This is a genomic window from Streptomyces sp. NPDC048643 (assembly GCF_040650615.1).
GTDB lineage: Bacteria > Actinomycetota > Actinomycetes > Streptomycetales > Streptomycetaceae > Streptomyces.
The window spans coordinates 1-18,107 of the sequence record NZ_JBEZHO010000044.1; the positions used below are offsets into that span (position 1 = coordinate 1).

Sequence of the window (18,107 nt, forward strand, 5' to 3'; positions counted from 1 at the left end):
ATCTGGCCGAGCCGGAAGCCCTTGGTCACCGACTTCTCGCGGGCCCGGGCGGTGATCCGGTACGCGTCGGCCGACGGGGCCGGGGCGCCGCAGGTCATGCCAGTGGTCCGGACCAATATTGGTGGGCGTGGCATGGCCGAAAGTGCTGGCAGAAGTCGGCCCCCGGCGTCCATAGTTGGCCCACTACCGAGCTTGGGCCCGCCCGTTCCGGACACCTGGGGGTAAACCACCCATGAGCAGAGCCGAACAGCCGTCCCGCAGAACAGTCCTCGCCGCCGCGGTAGCCGCGGCGGCGGCGGTGGGGGCCACCGGCCCTGCGGCCGCCGCCGTCCCGGACCGCCCGGCCAGGGCCCGTGGCGGACTTGTGGACAACCGCGCCTGGACCTCGTACACCGACTGGCGCAGCGGCGCGGCACGGGGCACACGAGCCGTGCCCGGCGTGCGCCCCGGTCTGGTGATCGTCGCCAGGGCCGGCACCACGGACTACACCGACCCGCACACCGGCAGGACGGCCACCTGGGAGTACGCGACCTGGACCAGCCCGGTCCACCGGCTCGGCGTGCCCGCGACGGAGGTCATCGCCTCCTGGAACGCGAACACCCCGGCCGGCACCTGGCTCCAGGTGGAGCTGACCGGCACGTACTCCGACGGCACGGCCACCCCCTGGTACGTCATGGGCCGCTGGGCCTCCGGCGAGCAGGACATCCGGCGGACCTCCGTCGACGACCAGAGCGACGGCCGCAGCAGCATCTGGACGGACACCTTCGCCATCGACGACGCGGCCTCCGGACTGCGCCTCGTCTCGTACCGACTGCGTCTGACCCTCTACCGCACCCCCGGCTCCCGGCTCACGCCGACCGTGTGGCGGCTCGGCGCGATGGGTTCCGACATCCCGGACCGTTTCACCGTCCCGGCCTCCACCCCGGGGCTCTCGCAGGAACTGCGGGTCCCGCGCTACTCGCAGGAGATCCACGCCGGGCAGTACCCCGAGTACGACAACGGCGGCGAGGCCTGGTGCAGCCCGACCTCCTCGCAGATGATCATCGAGTACTGGGGCCGTAAGCCCACCGCGGAGCAGCTCGCCTGGGTCGATCCCGCGTACGCCGACCCGCAGGTGTGCCTCGCGGCTCGCTCGACCTTCGACTACCAGTACGACGGATGCGGCAACTGGCCGTTCAACGCGGCCTACGCGGCGACGTACAAGGACCTCCAGGGCGTGGTGACCCGGCTCGGTTCGCTCACCGACCTGGAGACGCTGATCGCGGCCGGCATCCCGGCCATAACGTCCCAGTCGTTCCTCAAGACCGAGCTGACGGGCGCGGGGTACGGCACCTCGGGTCACCTCATGACCGTCATAGGGTTCACCGCCGACGGCGACGTGATCGCCAACGACCCGGCGTCTCCGAGCGACGACGCGGTGCGCAGGGTCTACAAGCGGTCCGAGTGGGAGAACATCTGGCTCCGGACCAAGCGCTACAACGCCTCCGGCGGTGTCTCCTCGGGGACCGGCGGCGTCTGCTACCTGTACTTCCCCGCCCATCCCTCCCCGCGCCAGCTCAAGGCGCTGGCGGCGGTGGGCATCCGCTGAGCCGACGGGCGGCCCCCGCGCAGTGGGGGCCGCCCCTCCGCTCGGCCCTGGACCGTCGAAGTCGAGGGTGTAGCGGCCCCACCTCGTAGCCGCCGTTGCCGTCGAGCGGGAACGCCGGGTCGCCGAGCCCCCGCAGTGCCGGGGGACGGGACGTCGGCACGGAGGGAGGGGGCGAAGGCCGTCGGCGCGACCGGACCCGTGAGGGCGACCGCCACGGCCAGGGCGAGGCGGGCGCGGCGGCGGGGCGTCCGGAACGTGCTCATCGAGGACCTTTCGGTTGACTGAGCCGGGATGTGTGACGAGACCCACACCCTTCGCGCGCCGTCGCGCCATTCCCAGGCATTCGACGCTGGTCGAAGCGTCCGCGTGAGCAAGCTCTCTACCGCCGAGGCCGGCTCCGGTGGCAAGGTGGTCGGGCCGGTGGGGAGCCGGCGGGGGCGGGCGATCCGACCGCACCACTACGTCAGCGAGATGCCATGACCGCGAGCTCCGCCACCGCCTCCCGTCTCCGTGCCCGCACCGGCGGCCCGCGGGAGGACGGCCCGAAGATCCTCGAGCACGTGCTGGGCTGGACCCTCGTGATGGTCGTGGCGATGCTGGTGACGCAGCTCGGCCTGTTCTGACCGGGCGGCAGAGGTCACCGCTGCCGCGCGGGCCGGCAACCGCCCCCGCAGGGCCGGCCGCCCGCCGGTCCCACTGCCGGACGCGGCGTTGATCGCGTGCGACTGAACGGTCGCCACGGTTCTGCCATACTGCGGATGTTCCGTCGGCAGTCGGAGACCAGGGCCGGAATTGAATAATAGTCAACAGCACGATGTCGAGCGCCCACGCGCGCGCGGCACCGACCGCTCACTGGCGCGTCGCGCCGAACTCATCGCCATCGGGCGGAGGTTGTTCGCCGACACGTCCTACGACGCACTCTCCATGGACGACATCGCGCGTCAGGCGCATGTCGCCAAGGGGCTGATCTACTACTACTTCAAGTCCAAGCGCGGCTACTACCTCGCCATCGTCGAGGACTCCGTCGCGGACCTCGTCTCACGCGCCGCGGGCGGTCTCGAACTCCCCCCGGTGGAGCGGGTCCACCGCACCATCGACGGCTACCTCCGCTACGCCGAGCACAACCAGGCCGCCTACCGCACGATCGTCGCGGGCGGCGTCGGGTTCGACGCCGAGGTGCAGGCGATCCGGGATGGCGTGCGCGAGGTGATCGTCGAGACGATCGCCGAAGGGGCGTACGGCCGGGGCGGGATCGGGCCGTTGCCCCGCATCGCGCTGCTCGGCTGGCTGCACGGTGTCGAGGGGGCCACCCTCGACTGGATCGGCCACCAGACGGTGTCGCGCGACGTCATGCGCGAGCTGCTGGTCAAGATGCTCGGCGGCACGATGCGCGCGATCGAGGAGATCGACCCCTCGTACGTCGCTCCGCCGGACGCCCGCAGAGACGGCTGACGCGCACGAGACGCCCATCGCGGCTACGCGGAAGGGGCGGAGGCCGTGACCGGCGTCCGCCCCGACTCGCCTGCTGTGAAGGCTAGTTGATCGACTTGATCAGCTCGCCGTTCGAGGTGTCACCGCTCAGCTCCCAGAAGAACGTGCCTCCCAGGCCCTGCGCGTTCTTGTAGCTCATCTTGCCCGCGATGGTCGACGGGGTGTCGTAGCTCCACCAGTTGGTGCCGCACTTCGCGTATGCGGTGCCCGCCACCGTGCCGGTCGCCGGGCACTTCGTCTTGAGCACCTTGTAGTCGTCGATGCCCTGCTCGTACGTGCCCGCCGCCGGGCCGGTCGCCGTGCCGCCCGGTGCCGCCTGGGTGACGCCGGTCCAGCCGCGGCCGTAGAACCCGATGCCGAGGAGCAGCTTCGAGGCCGGGATGCCGAGGCCCTTGAGCTTCGCGATGGTCGCCGAGGTGTAGTAGTTCGCCTTCGGGATGCCGGTGTACGAGTTCAGCGGCGAGTGCGGGGCCGTGGGGCCGGTCGCGTCCCAGGCGCCGAAGAAGTCGTACGTCATCGGGTTGTACCAGTCGACGTACTGGGCCGCGCCCGCGTAGTCCGTGGCGTCGATCTTGCCGCCGGTGGTGGCGTCGGCCGTGATCGCAGCGGTGACCAGGTTGCCGCTGCCGAACTTGGCGCGCAGCGCGGCCATCACGTTCTTGAACGCCGCCTTGCCGCTGGTGTCGCAGGACAGGCCACAGGAGTTGGGGTACTCCCAGTCGATGTCGATGCCGTCGAAGACGTCGGCCCACTTGGAGTTCTCGACCAGGTCATAGCAGGACTGGGCGAACGCGGCCGGGTTCTTGGCCGCCTCCGTGAAGCCGCCCGACCAGGTCCAGCCGCCGAAGGACCAGAGGACCTTGAGGTTCGGGTGCTTCTTCTTCAGCTCGCGCAGCTGGTTGAAGTTGCCGCGCAGCGGCTGGTCCCAGGTGTCGGCGGTGCCGTCGACGGACTGGTCGGCGGTGTAGGCCTTGTCGGTCGCCGCGTACGAGTCACCCATGGCGCACTTGCCGCCGGTGACGTTGCCGAACGCATAGTTGATGTGGGTCAGTTTGGCGGCCGAGCCGGACGTCTCGACGTTCTTGACGTGGTAGTTCCGGTCGTAGACGCCCCACTCGGTGAAGTAGCCGACGACCTTGGAGCCCGCTGCCGCGGCGCTCGCTGATTGCACGGTGCTCGTGGAGGTCCTGGCGGCTGCGGTCGCGCCCGCGTCGGCCGTCGCCGTGCCGGCGCCGGCCAGCAGTCCCGCGCCGAGGACGGCGCAACACGCGGCGGAGACGAGGGCGCGGACCGATGTGCTTCTGGCGCGGAGGGAACGCCTGACGGGGGAGAGAGTGCTGGGGAGGTGCGGTCGGAGCATCGGTTCTCCTCGTGGGGGAGGGGAGCGTGGGGTGTTCGTGCCGGGACCTGCCGGCGGCCGTGAGGGGCCGCCGCATGCCGCTTGGCATGAACGCGGTGAGGCGTTGGGGGAACACTAGGAGGACTAGACCACTGCGTCAATGGTTCGGACCAATTCCCCGCGGTGCAGGTGGCGCCCTTCAACTCCCCACTCGATACTCCGGATTGGACGCGGCGCCGCCGGGACAGGGCTCTGCCCGGCGCGTGGACGGGGAGGGCCGTCCGTGGCGTCGAGCGCACCCGTCGGGTCCGACGGGTGTGCTCGGCCGCCCCGGTTCAGGGTTGGCCGCCGCCGCCGCGCGGTCGGCGGTCCCGCGGCTCGGTCAGTGAGCGACGCCCTGCGTGTCCCGGCCGACACCGAGATCCCCGCGCGGGCCCCGATGCGCCCCGAAGCCGCCCTGCGGGTCCGACCCCACGCCGAGTTCGCCGCGCCGGTCCGTGGTCACGCCGAACTCGTTGCGCGGATCCATGGACGCGTTGAACTGCCCCTCGTTCCGCGGATCGCGGACCGGGACGAAACGCGGCTCCCCGCGTGGGTCCTGGCTCGCACCGAAGGTGGCGTACCCGTACATCGCCGACGGCGCCGACAGACGCACCCACTCCGGGTCGTGGCGCCCCGGGAGCGTGCGGCCGCGGTCGGCCCACGCGCGCATCAGAGCGCGGTAGATGGGCGGATCCTGCGCGGGCGGAGCCGCCGGGGGAGGCGCACGGTGAACCGATTCTGCCGGAACCGGGACGAGGATCCGGCGTCGACGCCCGGTCGCAGCATGGGTGGGGTTCATACCGGGGCAACGGCGGGGCGGCCGGACAGGTCACCCGCCCACGGATTCGGGTGTGCGTTCGCGACGGCCCCCCTGCGGGGCTCCCACCGCGAACGCGCCGTCTGGTCCCCGATCGTCATCTGACGTACCGTCAACTCTGCCGCCGGGGGCCGTACCCCTCCGGGCGACGTCAACTGCCGCGCGCCCAGGGAGGCCTGCCGTGACCGACGACCGCCCCGTTCCCCTCGACGAATACCCCGTGCACCAGGTCCCGCTGTCCATGAAGCATGTGGCCGGTGGCGACCGGAACGCCTACGACCGCTGCATCTTCCACGTCCTCGACCACCGGGGCCGCGCCCTGCTGATCCTCGGCCTCGGCGTCTACCCGAACGTCGGGGTGATCGACGCCTACGCCACCCTGCGGCTCGGCGACCGCCTGCACGCCGTCCGTGCCTCGGACGCCCTCGGCGACGACCGCATGGACCTCGCCGTCGGCCCCTTCCGGATCACCGTCGAGGAGCCGCTGCGCCGGTTCCGGCTGCGGTCCGACGACGACTCCCTCGCGTACGACCTCACCTGGACCGCCGACTTTCCCGCCCTGTGGGAGCCGCACCACGTCCAGCGCCGCGGCGGCCGACTCACCCTGGAGGGCCGCCGCTTCGTCCAGGCCGGCGGTGTCGAGGGCGTCATCCGGGTCGACGGTGACGAGATCCCGGTCGGCGCGGGGGAGTGGACCGGCACCCGGGACCGCAGCTGGGGGGTGCGCCCGATCCCGGGCGAGGAGGGCGGCCGGCTCGCCGCCGAGAACCCGGCCGAGGGGTTCCACTGGATCTGGTGCCCGGTGCGGTTCGAGGACCGCTTCCTGATGGTCGTCGTCCAGGAGGACGCCGACGGGTACCGCACCCTGAGCGACGCGACCCTGGTGCGCGACGGCCACCGGGACCTCCAACTCGGCTGGCCCCAGGCGGACATCGCCTACCGCTCAGGCACCCGCCGGCCCACCTCCGCGGTCCTCCACCTCACCGACCCCAGGGACCGCAAACCGCTGGAACTGGGCGTCGAGGTGCTCTGCTCGTCGCCGCTCGCGGTCGGCGCGGGCTATCCGCCCGCCGATGACTGGCAGCACGGCACCTGGCGCGGCCGCGGATGGACCGACCGGCGCGTCCACGACCTCGCGGACCCGGCCGCCCACCCGCTCGCCGACTACGGGGTGACCGACCACGCCGCCCGCTTCACCCTCGACGGGCAGGTCGGACACGGGATCTTCGAGCACGGCTCGTTCGGCCGCCACGACCCGAGCGGCTTCACCGGGTTCGACTCGGTCGCACCCTGAGAGGAGTGGCGTGATGGCCACGGCACCCCGCCCGCGTACGACCACCCGCGACCCCGGCGAACTCGCCCGGCGCCTGACGGCCTGGCTCGACGTCCGCCTCCCGGGCGCCAGGGCGGTGGACGTGCGGGTCCCCGAGTCCAACGGCATGTCCAGCGAGACCCTGCTCTTCGACATCGATCACCCCGAACCACCCCTGAGGGCCTGCGCGTTGAGAGCCGCAGCGGACCCCGCCGCCTACAGCGTGTTCCCCGTGTACGACATGGCCCGGCAGTACCGCACGATGCGCCTGGTCGCAGAACACGGCGACCTGCCGGTCCCCAGGGTGCGCTGGCTGGAGGAGGACCCGGGCCCGCTCGGGGTGCCCTTCTTCGTGATGGAGCGGATCGCCGGACGCGTCCCTCCGGACGTCATGCCCTACACGTACGAAGGCAACTGGCTGCACGAGGCGAGCGAGCCCGAACGCGAGCACCTGGAGGCGGCGTCCGTCGCGCTGATCGCCCGACTGCACGACCAAGTGCCGCTGGAGGAAGCGGACTTCCTGAACCTGCCCGGTGACGGGAGCCCGCTGCGCCGCCATGTGACATCCCAACGCGCCTACTACGCCTGGGTGATCCGTGGGCTGGCGCCCTCACCGCTCATCGAGAGCGCCTTCGACCGGCTGGAGGCGCTGTGGCCGCGCGACGAGGGCGAGGCGGTGCTCAACTGGGGCGACGCACGCATCGGGAACGTCGTCTACGACGGGTTCGACCCCGTCGCGGTGCTGGACTGGGAGATGGCGGCGCCCGCCCCCCGCGAGGTGGACCTCGGCTGGACCGTCTACCTGCACCGCTTCTTCCAGGACCTGACCGTGGGCTTCGGGCAGCCGGGGCTGCCCGCGTTCCTGCGCCGGGACCGCGTCGAGGCCCGGTACGCCCGGCTCACCGGACACACACCACGCGACATGGACTTCTACACGCTCTACGCCGCGCTGCGGCACGCGATCGTCATGCTGCGCATCGCCTACCGCCAGGCGCACTTCGGCGAGGTGGCCGTCCCCCGGGACCCGGACACGCTGATCCTGCACCACGACAGCCTGCGGGCCATGGTGCAGGGCAGCTACTGGGACGGGCCGGGCGTCGCCCGCTGAACGAGCGCGCCACTCAGGCGGCCTGATCCCCCATCAGCGGGACGGCACGCACCGGACGCGAGCCGGGTCCACCCACGTGGGAGAACGGCTGTGTCCGCCAGTCGAGTCCCTGAGGGAGCGTCAACAGCAGCGCGGTGTGCTGCTCCTGGGGCTCCACGGACGCGTCGGCCGGCCTCGCGTCGGCCGCCGTGCGGCCCGTGCCCGAGCAGACCGTGAGCCCGAACGGATTCCACGGGGAAGCGCACAGCGCGTGCTCCGGCAGGACCTCCTCGTCCGCCAGGAGCGCGATCGGCTGCGCGCAGTCCGGGCAGATCACCCGGTACATCTCGAACGTGTCGTACGCGTCGAACTCGTCGCCGTCCAGGGCGTCGGGTTCGACACCCTCCGGCTCGGGTTCGAGTACGAACTGCTGCCGCTTGGGCGCGGTACGACCAGGGCGCTTAAGACTCTGCATGGGATTCTCCCCCTCGGGTGGGCCGACAAGGCGCTGCGACCTCGACCACAGCAAGCACTTCCCGCCCCGTCTCTGCGGTAATCACGAGAACATCACGGACCCGGTTGCATCCATGTGGCGTTCGTCACATGCCGCCCGCAGGTGCCTGGCCCGGCGGATCTGTCCGCCCGGTGGCGTACACGTGACTCTAAGCCACATCACAAACCGGCTATGACCTGCGCCGCCGAGTACCCCGGGGATCAAGGGCCCTGTAGGTTCTTGCGCCATGGAGGAGCTGGACCGACAGATCGTGCAGCTGCTCGTCGCAGACGGGCGGATGAGTTACACCGACCTGGGCAAGGCCACGGGCCTGTCCACGTCCGCCGTGCACCAGCGGGTGCGTCGGCTGGAGCAGCGTGGCGTCATCCGCGGCTACGCCGCCGTCGTCGACCCGGAGTCCGTCGGGCTGCCCCTGACCGCCTTCATCTCGGTGAAGCCGTTCGACCCGAGCGCCCCCGACGACATCGCCGAACGCCTCGCGGGCGTACCGGAGATCGAGGCCTGCCACAGCGTCGCGGGCGACGAGAACTACATCCTCAAGGTGCGCGTGTCCACGCCGCACGAACTCGAGGAACTCCTGGCGCGACTGCGCAGCCTCGCCGGCGTGTCGACCCGCACGACGGTCGTCCTGTCGACCCCGTACGAAGCGCGCCCCCCGCGCATCTGACCGCTCACGCCGGACCGGCCGTGAGCGCCGGAATCGGTCGGCCGCGACCCTCACTCGTTCCTTTGCTTCCGCGCCCGCCCGCGCCATGCGCCCGTACGCGCGGGTGCGGGCTCGTACGCGCGCGTACGCGTGCGAGAACGCCGTCGACCGTGCGGAGTGCCTCCGAGTTGTCCCAGGGCCCTCCCGGGGCCGTCCGTGGGCTCCACGGCCTCATGGCGGCCACCCGGGCGAGAGTCGGTGTCGGGGAGGCGGGAGACTGGTCCCATGAGTGAGAGCACCGCCCCGTCGGTCACCGTGCTGCTGCGCGGTGGAGAAGTCCACAGCCCCGCAGACCCCTTCGCCACCGCCATGGTCGTCGAGCGCGGCCAAGTCGCCTGGGTCGGCTCGGAGGGAGCCGCCGACGCCTTCGCCGCCGGGGTCGACGAGGTCGTGGACCTGGAAGGCGCCCTGGTGACCCCGGCGTTCACCGACGCCCACGTGCACACCACCGCCACCGGCCTCGCGCTCACCGGCCTCGACCTGTCCGACGCCCCGTCCCTGGACGCCGCGCTCGCCCTGGTCCGCGACTTCGCCGCCGCGCGTCCGGCCGACCGGGTGCTGCTCGGCCACGGCTGGGACGCGGCCCGCTGGCCCGGCGGCCGGCCCCCGACCCGCACGGAACTCGACGAGGCCGCGGGCGGACGCCCGCTCTACCTCTCCCGCATCGACGTGCACTCCGCCGTCGCCACCACCGCGCTCCTGGACCTGGTCCCCGGCGTCACCGCGAGCGCCGGATACGTGCCGGACGGCCCGCTGACCGGCGACGCCCACCACGGGGTGCGTGCCACGGCCCTCGGGGCGGTCGGCGGCGCCCAGCGCACCGAGGCCCAGCGGGCCGCCCTCGCGCACGCCGCCTCGCTCGGCATCGGTTCCGTGCACGAGTGCGGCGGCCCCGAGATCTCCTCCGAGGACGACTTCACCGGCCTGCTGCGGCTCGCCGCCGCGGAGCCCGGCCCGCGCGTCGTCGGCTACTGGGCCGAGCGCGACGTCGACAAGGTGCGGGCCCTCGGCGCGGTCGGCGCGGCAGGCGACCTGTTCGTCGACGGCTCCCTGGGATCGCACACCGCCTGCCTGCACCAGCCCTACCTCGACGCGGACCACACCGGCGTCGCCCATCTGGACACGGACGCCGTCGCCGCGCACGTCGTGGCCTGCACCGAGGCGGGCCTCCAGGCGGGCTTCCACGCCATCGGGGACGCCGCGGTGGCCTCCGTGGTCGACGGCGTCCGCGCCGCCTCGGAGAAGGTCGGCCTGGCCCGTGTCCGCGCCGCCCGGCATCGCGTCGAACACGCCGAGATGCTCACCCCGGAGACCGTCGCGGGCTTCGCCGAACTGGGCCTCACCGCCTCCGTGCAGCCCGCCTTCGACTCCCTCTGGGGCGGCGAGGACGGCATGTACGCCCGGCGACTGGGCGCCGAACGAGCCCGCACCCTCAACCCCTACGCCGCCCTGCTGCGCACCGGCGTACCACTGGCCTTCGGCTCCGACAGCCCCGTCACCCCGCTCGACCCCTGGGGCACCGTCCGTGCCGCGGCCTTCCACCGCACCCCCGAGCACCGGGTGTCGGTCCGCGCCGCCTTCACGGCCCACACCCGGGGCGGCTGGCGGGCCGTCGGGCGGGACGACGCCGGTGTGCTGGTGCCGGGCGCGCCCGCCGACTACGCCGTGTGGCGCACCGCCGAGCTGGTCGTGCAGGCCCCTGACGACCGGGTCGCGCGCTGGTCCACCGACCCGCGTTCGGGCACCCCGGGACTGCCCGATCTGACCCCCGGGAACGACCTGCCGGTCTGTCTGCGCACCGTGGTCGGCGGACGGACGGTATTCGTACGGCCTAACGAGTGATGTCCCGGGGTCCCGCGGTCGCGACCACCGCCCGCCACCCCGTCGCGCGACCTGCGCATCCTCCGCGCCGACCAGGGGTGCGACGGAGAACGCGCAGATCACAGGGCGGTTGACAGGCGGCCGCAGAGGGCCGGTAGGTTCGGCCGCGTCCACCACCGGACGTCCGACCGGGGAGCTTCCGCGCTGCCTCGCAGTGCCGCTGGGTCAGGGGTGGTGCGCCGCACCGGCGCACGACCACTGGCAGCCAGGCCCAGCGCCCGCGCAGCGAGGCGAGGGAACGTTCCGACAAGTCGGCAGGTGCGACCCGGGTGGGGCCCGGACGTTCAGTAGACAACGGCTTTCGGTCGACCCGCAGCCAGCGGGTCCCTGGTCGGCCCGAAGGGCGCCGGGCCCCGATCCGCAGACGCGATGTCGCCTCCGCGTGACCCCTCCCCTCCGGCTCACCCGCATTCGACACCCCCGGCCGAACGCTGCGTCACAGCAGTGCAGGCCGGGCGCATTATGGTGGTCCCCTGCGTACGGACGAAGGGGCAGCAGTGAACGACGGCGACGGGACCCTCGCGGCGGAAGCCCAGGGGAGGCGGTTCGGCCCGCTCGGCACGGCCTTGGTGATCATTCCGACCTACAACGAGGCGGAGAACATCAAGAAGATCGTCAGCCGGGTGCGAGCGGCCGTGCCCGAGGCGCACGTGCTGGTGGCGGACGACAACAGCCCCGACGGCACCGGCAAGCTGGCCGACGAACTGGCCGCCGGGGACGAGAACGTCCAGGTGCTGCACCGCAAGGGCAAGGAGGGCCTCGGAGCCGCCTACCTCGCGGGCTTCCGCTGGGGCATCGAGCACGGCTACGGCGTGCTCATCGAGATGGACGCCGACGGCTCCCACCAGCCCGAGGAACTTCCCCGCCTGCTGACCGCCCTCAAGGGCGCCGACCTGGTGCTCGGCTCGCGCTGGGTGCCGGGCGGCCGGGTGGTGAACTGGCCGAAGTCCCGCGAGTTCATCTCGCGCGGCGGCAGCCTCTACTCCCGCGTCCTGCTCGACGTACCGATCCGCGACGTGACGGGCGGCTACCGCGCCTTCCGCCGGGAGACCCTCGAAGGTCTCGGCCTCGGCGAGGTCGCCTCCCAGGGCTACTGCTTCCAGGTCGACCTGGCCCGCCGGGCGGTGAAGGCCGGCTATCACGTCGTCGAGGTGCCGATCACCTTCGTGGAGCGGGAGCTCGGCGACTCCAAGATGAGCCGCGACATCCTCGTGGAGGCGCTGTGGCGCGTCACCACATGGGGTGTGGGCGAGCGCGTCGGACGGATCACGGGCCGCAAGCAGCCCTGAGGGCTCCGAACGGGTCGCGCGGCGGGGATTGATCATCCGCTTATCCCGTACTGAGCCCGGCCCAGGCACACTGGGAGCATGACGACAGGCGCTCCGACCCCCACCCGCTCCGCACGACCGCGGCGCTCGCGGCTGCGTACGTTCCTGCCGCTCGGCGTCGCGGTGTGGCTGGTGCTGGAGATCTGGCTGCTGGTGATGGTCGCCCGGGCCACCAGCGGTTTCCTCGTGTTCCTGCTGCTGGTCGGCGGGATCGTGCTCGGATCCGTGGTGATCAAGCGCGCCGGCCGCCGCGCGTTCAGGAACCTCAGCCAGACTCTGCAACAGCAGCAGAGCGGCGTCGCGCCGACGACCGAGGGCGGCGGGGGCAACGGCATGATGATGCTCGGCGGCCTGCTCCTGATGATCCCGGGGCTGATCTCCGACGCGTTCGGCCTGCTCCTGCTGATCCCGCCCGTCCAGAAGCTCCTCAGCCGGTACGCGCAGCGCACCCTGGACCGCACGATGGGCGCGGCCCCCGCCGGCACGGTCGGCGGGGCCTTCCAGCAGGCCCGGATGCACCGTCCCGACGGCAAGGTCGTCCAGGGCGAGGTCATCCACCACGACGAGCCGCGGGAGCCCGGCGAGCAGTACCCGCCGCTGAACCGTTGACGACGCCTCCGAACCGCCGGGAGCCGACGGCGCCCCGGCGGCGGAAGGGCGCGGTGGGTCTCGATCGCCGCATCAGAGGACAGAGACCGCACAACGCACGAGACCGCGGACCCCGTACATGACGTACGGTGTCCGCGGTCTCGGCGTGTGCGGTATGCCGCTCGACCCCGGGGGGTCAGGCGGACTTGCGGCTGTCGCGCGGATGCACCGCGATGTTCATCGCGCCGGAACGCAGAACGGCCAGGCGCTCCTCGAGGACCTCTTCGAGCTCCTCGCGAGTGCGCCGCTCCATCAGCATGTCCCAGTGCGTACGCGCGGGCTTGGCCTTCTTTTCCTCAGGGCCGTCGCCGTCGACCAGGAGTGCCTGGGCCCCGCAGACCTTGCACTCCCACTCCGCCGGAATTTCGGCCTCCACCGAGAAGGGCATCTCAAAACGATGTCCCTTCTCGCATGCGTACTCCACGGCCTGGCGCGGAGCCAGGTCGATGCCGCGGTCCGTCTCATAGCTGGTCACTACGAGGCGTGTGCCGCGAAGAGCTCGCTCACTCATGAATCGTGCCTCCCGGGCTTGTCGCCCACAGGACAGGTGTCGCTGTCGTCGTCATCCGGTCAACGTCCGGTCGGCGGTAAAGATTCCCGTTACGGGTCATGCGTCGCCGTCGTAGCCGCCCCTTGTTGTACCCACCGTCGCCCGGTTTGTCACATCTGGCATCAGATGTCACCCAACGCTTCAGTATCATTGACGCGCAGTAACGGTACGCCAGGCAGGCCAAACGCGTACACTACCGCTCTTTGGCCCCGGACGCTAAATCCTCTCGGGTACGGGATTGCCCGCGTCGCGGACAGCCTGCCGCACCTGAACCCTCGCGAGCAGCACGAAGCCGATGACGAAGAAGGCCACGAGGGAGATGATCGCGTCCCGGTAGCTGCCCGTCAGCTGGTAGGTCAACCCGAACAGCAGCGGGCCGAGCCAGCTCATTCCGCGGTCGCTCATCTCGTACGCGGAGAAGTACTCGGCCTCCTTGCCCTGCGGCACCAGGTGCGAGAACAGGGAGCGGGACAGGGCCTGACTGCCGCCCAGGACGAGACCGATCGCGGACGCGAGGACGAAGAACCACACGGGCGCGCCGGCGGGCAGGAAGTATCCGGCGCCGAGCGTGAGCGTCCAGGCGACGAGCGAACCGAGGATGGTGCGTTTCGCGCCGTACGTGCGGGCGAGTCGGCCCATGCCCAGCGCCCCTCCCACCGCGAGCACCTGGACCAGCAGGACGGCCACGATCAGCGTCGACTGGCTGAGGCCCAGTTCCTCGGAGCCGTAGACCGAGGCCTGTGAGATGACCGTCTGGATGCCGTCGTTGTAGATCAGATAGGCGAGCAGGAACGACAGGGTCAGCGGCTTGCCGCGCATGTCGCGCACCGTGGCCGCCAGCTGCCGCCATCCGTGCGCGGACGGCTGCCCGGCGGACGTGGACGGCGCTCGGCGGTCCCGCAGCCGTTTCAGCGGGACGAGGGTGAAGGCGCCCCACCAGACGCCCGCGGAGGCCAGGCAGATGCGGACGGCCGTCGACTCGGAGACTCCGAAGCTGTCGTGGGCCGTGAACAGGACGAGGTTCGCGATCAGGACGAGTGAGCCCGCCGCGTACCCGAAGGCCCAGCCGCGGGACGAGACGGCGTCGCGCTCCTCGGGAGGGGCGATCTGCGGCAGGTACGAGTTGTAGAGGACCATCGACACGGCCAGCGAGGCGTTCGCGACGATCAGCAGCAGGCCGCCCAGCAGGTAGCGGTCACCGTCCAGGAAGAACATGCCCGTGGTGGCCGCGGCCCCCAGGTAGGCCGCCGCCGCGAGCAGGGGCTTCTTGCGGCCGCTGCGGTCGGCGGCCGCCCCCGCGAGCGGCATCACGAAGATCGACACGATGACGGACGCGGAGACCGCGTAGGCGAAGAAGGAGCCGGCGCGGACCGGGATCCCCAGGGGATGCACGAATCCGTCCGCGTCCGCCGCGTGCTTGGCCACGGCCGTCAGATAGGGGCCGAGGAACACGGTCAGCACGCTCGTCGAGTAGACGGAGCACGCCCAGTCGTAGAAGTACCAGCCGCGTTGTTCGCGTCGGCGCTCGACGGCCTCGCCGACTGCCCCCGCCCGCACGGTGTCCGTGCTCACCCGTGCCCTCGTTTCCCCGTGAACGGACCGCGCGAGCAGGCTCAGAACCAGGTGCCCCGGTCTTCCAGGACCTTGCGCAGTGTGTCGATGTGATCGGTCATGATGCCATCGACTCCCAGGTCCAGGAGCCGGTGCATGCGTTGCGGTTCGTTCACGGTCCAGACGTGCACCTGGAGCCCGCGCGCGTGGGCGGCGCTGACGAAACGCCGGTCGACGACCGGCACACCGGACTGCGTCTCGGGAACCTGGGCCGCGATGGCCGAGCGGCGTACGGCGGCCGGGACGCCCCACGAGCGCAGCCGCAGGTTCAGCACGCCCCGGGTGCCGAAGGACGTCGCGAGCCGTGGGCCGGCCAGATGCTGGGCGCGGACGACGCGCGCCTCGGAGAACGAGCCGACGCAGACCCGGTCCCAGGCGTCCGTGCGGCCGATCAGGTCCAGCAGCGGCAGGAGGGCCGGTTCGGCCTTCACGTCGACGTTCCAGCGCACCTCGGGGAACGTCTCGAGCAGCTCCTCGAAGAGGGGCACCGGTTCGCTGCCCGCCACGCGCGCGTGGCGCACGTCCTCCCAGGGGAGATCGGAGATCCGGCCCGCGCCGTCCGTGACCCGGTCGAGGGTCACGTCGTGGAAGGCGACCAGCCTGCCGTCCGCCGTCGCGTGCACGTCGGTCTCGATGTAGCGGTACCCGGCGTCCACCGCCCGCCGGAACTGGGTCAGCGTGTTCTCCAGACCGTCCGCCGAACCGCCCCGGTGGGCGAAGGGGATCGGGCCGGGGTGGTCGAGGTACGGGTGGCGTATGCGCGTGCTCACCCGGGCAGTATGGCGCCCTCCGGTTGACCGGTGGCAACGGAGGCGCTGCCGGCCGGTGCCGGACGGGCGGCGAACACCCGCAGGAAGAGCTGGGCGAGGGGCCCGATGGCGACGGCGTAGAGGACCGTGCCGACGCCCACCGTGCCGCCCAGCGCGAAGCCGGTCGCGACGACGGCCACCTCGAGGAGCGTGCGGACGAGGCGTACCGAGCGGCCGGTGCGCCGGTGCAGTCCCGTCATCAGACCGTCCCGGGGTCCCGGACCGAAGGCCGCCGTGATGTAGAGGCCCGTCGCCATGCCGTTCAGCACCACACCCGCCAGCAGCAGGGGGACCCGTACGGCCAGGGAGTGCGTGGCCGGGACCAGGGCGAGCGTGCTGTCCATGGCGATGCCGACCACGAAGACGTTGGACACCGTGCCGAGCCCGGGGCGTTGGCGCAGCGGGATCCACAGCAGCAGCACGGCAGCGCCCACGATGATCGACACCACGCCGATCGTCAGACCCGTCAGCTCGGCCAGCCCCTGGTGCAGCACGTTCCAGGGCTCCAGGCCCAGCCCCGCCTCCACGAGCAGCGCCGAACTCGCGCCGTACAGGGCCAGGCCGGCGTAGAGCCGGACGAGACGGCGGGGGAGTCGCCGGGGTCCGGCGGGCGCAGCGGGGCCGGGTGCCGAGTCCGGGACGGGTGCGGACTCGGAACGTGTGGTCATGGGATGCCCCCCGGTGGTGATAGTGGCCTGACCCATGACACTCTGTGGCGTGAGAACTGGCCGCATCCATGGCCAATTCGGGGAAGGTGGACTGGAATCATGGCCCAGTGGACTTCGGCGGTGGGGGCCGCACAGCTCGCCCGGCTCCTCAACTCCCAGCAGGAGCGCCCGGCGGGCCCCGGCACCCGGCGTCCGCCCGCGTACCGCGCGCTCGCCGACGGCGTCCGCCTGCTGGTGCTCGAAGGACGGGTGCCGGTCGCCGCGCGGCTGCCCGCGGAGCGTGAACTGGCGCTGGCCCTGTCCGTCAGCCGTACGACCGTCGCCGCCGCCTACGAGGCACTGCGCGCGGAGGGCTTCCTGGAGTCCCGTCGTGGCGCCGGCAGCTGGACCGCCGTGCCCGCCGGGAACCCGCTGCCCGCGCGCGGGCTGGAGCCGCTGCCGCCGGAGACCCTCGGTTCGATGATCGACCTCGGCTGCGCCGCGCTGCCGGCCCCCGAACCGTGGTTGACACGGGCCGTGCAGGGCGCCCTGGAGGAGCTGCCGCCGTACGCGCACACCCACGGCGACTACCCCGCCGGGCTGCCCGCGCTGCGCGCCATGCTGGCCGAGCGGTACACCGCGCGCGGGATCCCGACCATGCCCGAGCAGATCATGGTGACCACCGGCGCGATGGGCGCGATGGACGCGATCTGTCATCTGTTCGCGGGCCGCGGCGAGCGCATCGCCGTCGAGTCCCCCTCCTACGCCAACATCCTCCAGCTGATGCGCGAGGCCGGGGCCCGGCTGGTGCCCGTCGCGATGGCGGAGGGGCTCTCGGGCTGGGACATGGACCGCTGGCGTCAGGTCCTGCGCGACGCGGCTCCCCGGCTCGCCTACGTGGTGGCCGACTTCCACAACCCGACCGGGGCGCTCGCGAGCGAGGAGCAGCGGCGCGGGCTGGTGGACGCGGCCCGTTCGGCGGGGACCGTGCTGGTCGTCGACGAGACGATGAGCGAACTCCACCTGGACGACGATGTCGAGATGCCCCGGCCGGTGTGCGGGTTCGATCCGGCCGGCTCGACCGTGATCACCGTCGGTTCCGCGAGCAAGGCCTTCTGGGCGGGCATGCGGATCGGCTGGGTGCGGGCGGCTCCGGACGTCATCCGCTCCCTGGTCGCGGCGCGCGCCTACGCCGACCTCGGCACGCCCGTGCTGGAACAGCTGGCCGTGAACTGGCTGCTCAGCACCGGGGGCTGGGAGGAGGCGGTGGGCATTCGCCGGGCCCAGGCCCGCGAGAACCGCGACGCCCTCGTCACCGCGGTCCGCAGGGAACTGCCCGGGTGGGAGTTCTCGGTTCCGCGCGGCGGTCTGACCCTGTGGGTGCGGACGGGCGGGCTGTCCGGCTCGCGGCTCGCCGAGGTCGGCGAGCGGGTGGGCGTACGGGTCCCGTCCGGGCCCCGGTTCGGGGTCGACGGTGCCTTCGAGGGATACGTGCGGCTCCCGTTCACCGTGGGCGGCGCGGTCGCGGACGAGGCGGCGGTGCGGCTCGCCGCGGCGGCCCGCCTCGTGGAAACGGGCGTCAGCGGGGGCGACGACGGTCCGCGGACGTTCGTGGCCTAGAAGGGGCGGGCCGCCCGGCGAGGCCTGTTGCGGCCCGCGCATGACGGAGGGGCCGGAGACCCGGTTCGGGTCTCCAGCCCCTCCGTCATGCGCGGGAGGCTCGCGGACGAGTCGTGT

The 18,107-nt window shown here is 72.1% G+C and carries 16 protein-coding genes and 1 pseudogene; 10 read left to right on the plus strand and 7 right to left on the minus strand.

Annotated elements, in window-relative coordinates; all coding sequences use genetic code 11:
• Positions 1-232: 232 nt before the first annotated feature.
• The 3 genes from AB0C62_RS31810 (at position 233) to AB0C62_RS31820 (ending at position 3,040) form a co-directional block, all read left to right on the plus strand.
• Positions 233-1,588, plus strand: coding sequence for a peptidase C39 family protein (locus tag AB0C62_RS31810; protein ID WP_362979062.1), 1,356 nt, complete (start codon positions 233-235; stop codon positions 1,586-1,588).
• Positions 1,589-2,064: 476 nt separating this feature from the next.
• Entirely contained in the window at positions 2,065-2,211 is a 147-nt protein-coding gene (locus AB0C62_RS31815; protein WP_107482899.1) for an SCO1431 family membrane protein, read from the plus strand.
• A 169-nt stretch (positions 2,212-2,380) separates the two neighbouring features.
• Positions 2,381-3,040 (plus strand): TetR/AcrR family transcriptional regulator, encoded by a 660-nt coding sequence (locus AB0C62_RS31820; protein ID WP_362979064.1) that lies wholly within the window; start codon positions 2,381-2,383, stop codon positions 3,038-3,040.
• A gap of 82 nt (positions 3,041-3,122) precedes the next feature.
• On the opposite strand, the gene AB0C62_RS31825 is transcribed toward AB0C62_RS31820, so the two are convergent.
• Positions 3,123-4,439 (minus strand): glycoside hydrolase family 18 protein, encoded by a 1,317-nt coding sequence (locus tag AB0C62_RS31825; RefSeq protein WP_362979066.1) that lies wholly within the window; start codon positions 4,437-4,439, stop codon positions 3,123-3,125.
• A 616-nt stretch (positions 4,440-5,055) separates the two neighbouring features.
• Positions 5,056-5,259: pseudogene (locus tag AB0C62_RS31830) on the minus strand (hypothetical protein); the annotation flags it as partial.
• A 199-nt stretch (positions 5,260-5,458) separates the two neighbouring features.
• On the opposite strand from AB0C62_RS31830, the gene AB0C62_RS31835 reads away from it, so the two are divergent.
• Positions 5,459-6,571 carry a hypothetical protein gene (locus AB0C62_RS31835; protein WP_362979068.1) on the plus strand — a complete coding sequence of 371 codons (1,113 nt, stop codon included), beginning with the start codon at positions 5,459-5,461 and terminating at the stop codon, positions 6,569-6,571.
• A gap of 13 nt (positions 6,572-6,584) precedes the next feature.
• Positions 6,585-7,697, plus strand: coding sequence for a phosphotransferase family protein (locus tag AB0C62_RS31840; RefSeq protein ID WP_362979070.1), 1,113 nt, complete (start codon positions 6,585-6,587; stop codon positions 7,695-7,697).
• A 13-nt stretch (positions 7,698-7,710) separates the two neighbouring features.
• On the opposite strand, the gene AB0C62_RS31845 is transcribed toward AB0C62_RS31840, so the two are convergent.
• Positions 7,711-8,151 carry a hypothetical protein gene (locus tag AB0C62_RS31845; RefSeq protein WP_362979072.1) on the minus strand — a complete coding sequence of 147 codons (441 nt, stop codon included), beginning with the start codon at positions 8,149-8,151 and terminating at the stop codon, positions 7,711-7,713.
• Between the two features lie 265 nt (positions 8,152-8,416).
• On the opposite strand from AB0C62_RS31845, the gene AB0C62_RS31850 reads away from it, so the two are divergent.
• The 4 genes from AB0C62_RS31850 (at position 8,417) to fxsA (ending at position 12,714) form a co-directional block, all read left to right on the plus strand.
• Positions 8,417-8,857, plus strand: coding sequence for an Lrp/AsnC family transcriptional regulator (locus AB0C62_RS31850; protein ID WP_081223282.1), 441 nt, complete (start codon positions 8,417-8,419; stop codon positions 8,855-8,857).
• A 264-nt stretch (positions 8,858-9,121) separates the two neighbouring features.
• Positions 9,122-10,738: an amidohydrolase gene (locus tag AB0C62_RS31855; protein ID WP_362979074.1), complete on the plus strand. Its 1,617-nt coding sequence runs from the start codon at positions 9,122-9,124 to the stop codon at positions 10,736-10,738.
• Positions 10,739-11,274: 536 nt separating this feature from the next.
• Entirely contained in the window at positions 11,275-12,066 is a 792-nt protein-coding gene (locus AB0C62_RS31860; protein WP_362979076.1) for a polyprenol monophosphomannose synthase, read from the plus strand.
• A 78-nt stretch (positions 12,067-12,144) separates the two neighbouring features.
• On the plus strand, positions 12,145-12,714 hold the full coding sequence (fxsA, locus tag AB0C62_RS31865; protein ID WP_362979078.1) for an FxsA family membrane protein: 570 nt from the start codon (positions 12,145-12,147) through the stop codon (positions 12,712-12,714).
• A 175-nt stretch (positions 12,715-12,889) separates the two neighbouring features.
• Here the strand turns inward: fxsA and AB0C62_RS31870 are convergent, their stop codons facing one another.
• From AB0C62_RS31870 to AB0C62_RS31885, 4 genes are all read right to left on the minus strand, one after another.
• Positions 12,890-13,264: an RNA polymerase-binding protein RbpA gene (locus tag AB0C62_RS31870; RefSeq protein ID WP_081223278.1), complete on the minus strand. Its 375-nt coding sequence runs from the start codon at positions 13,262-13,264 to the stop codon at positions 12,890-12,892.
• Between the two features lie 255 nt (positions 13,265-13,519).
• Positions 13,520-14,875: an MFS transporter gene (locus AB0C62_RS31875; RefSeq protein ID WP_362979080.1), complete on the minus strand. Its 1,356-nt coding sequence runs from the start codon at positions 14,873-14,875 to the stop codon at positions 13,520-13,522.
• A gap of 41 nt (positions 14,876-14,916) precedes the next feature.
• Complete coding sequence (locus AB0C62_RS31880; protein WP_362979082.1) at positions 14,917-15,684, minus strand: glycerophosphodiester phosphodiesterase; 768 nt, start codon at positions 15,682-15,684, stop codon at positions 14,917-14,919.
• A complete protein-coding gene (locus AB0C62_RS31885) occupies positions 15,681-16,427 on the minus strand; it encodes a hypothetical protein (protein WP_362979084.1) in 747 nt (248 codons plus the stop codon). The genes AB0C62_RS31880 and AB0C62_RS31885 overlap by 4 nt, the downstream gene beginning before the upstream one ends.
• Before the next feature lie 63 nt (positions 16,428-16,490).
• On the opposite strand from AB0C62_RS31885, the gene AB0C62_RS31890 reads away from it, so the two are divergent.
• On the plus strand, positions 16,491-17,990 hold the full coding sequence (locus tag AB0C62_RS31890) for a PLP-dependent aminotransferase family protein (protein ID WP_362979086.1): 1,500 nt from the start codon (positions 16,491-16,493) through the stop codon (positions 17,988-17,990).
• Positions 17,991-18,107 lie beyond the last annotated feature (117 nt).

Bases quoted from the DNA above. Each gene is read 5' to 3' on its own strand.
- AB0C62_RS31810 (WP_362979062.1), top strand. From the start codon at position 233: ATGAGCAGAGCCGAACAGCCGTCCCGCAGAACAGTCCTCGCCGCCGCG.
- AB0C62_RS31815 (WP_107482899.1), top strand. From the start codon at position 2,065: ATGACCGCGAGCTCCGCCACCGCCTCCCGTCTCCGTGCCCGCACCGGC.
- AB0C62_RS31825 (WP_362979066.1), bottom strand. From the start codon at position 4,439: ATGCTCCGACCGCACCTCCCCAGCACTCTCTCCCCCGTCAGGCGTTCC.
- AB0C62_RS31840 (WP_362979070.1), top strand. From the start codon at position 6,585: ATGGCCACGGCACCCCGCCCGCGTACGACCACCCGCGACCCCGGCGAA.
- AB0C62_RS31845 (WP_362979072.1), bottom strand. From the start codon at position 8,151: ATGCAGAGTCTTAAGCGCCCTGGTCGTACCGCGCCCAAGCGGCAGCAG.
- AB0C62_RS31850 (WP_081223282.1), top strand. From the start codon at position 8,417: ATGGAGGAGCTGGACCGACAGATCGTGCAGCTGCTCGTCGCAGACGGG.
- AB0C62_RS31855 (WP_362979074.1), top strand. From the start codon at position 9,122: ATGAGTGAGAGCACCGCCCCGTCGGTCACCGTGCTGCTGCGCGGTGGA.
- fxsA (WP_362979078.1), top strand. From the start codon at position 12,145: ATGACGACAGGCGCTCCGACCCCCACCCGCTCCGCACGACCGCGGCGC.
- AB0C62_RS31870 (WP_081223278.1), bottom strand. From the start codon at position 13,264: ATGAGTGAGCGAGCTCTTCGCGGCACACGCCTCGTAGTGACCAGCTAT.
- AB0C62_RS31885 (WP_362979084.1), bottom strand. From the start codon at position 16,427: ATGGGTCAGGCCACTATCACCACCGGGGGGCATCCCATGACCACACGT.
- AB0C62_RS31890 (WP_362979086.1), top strand. From the start codon at position 16,491: ATGGCCCAGTGGACTTCGGCGGTGGGGGCCGCACAGCTCGCCCGGCTC.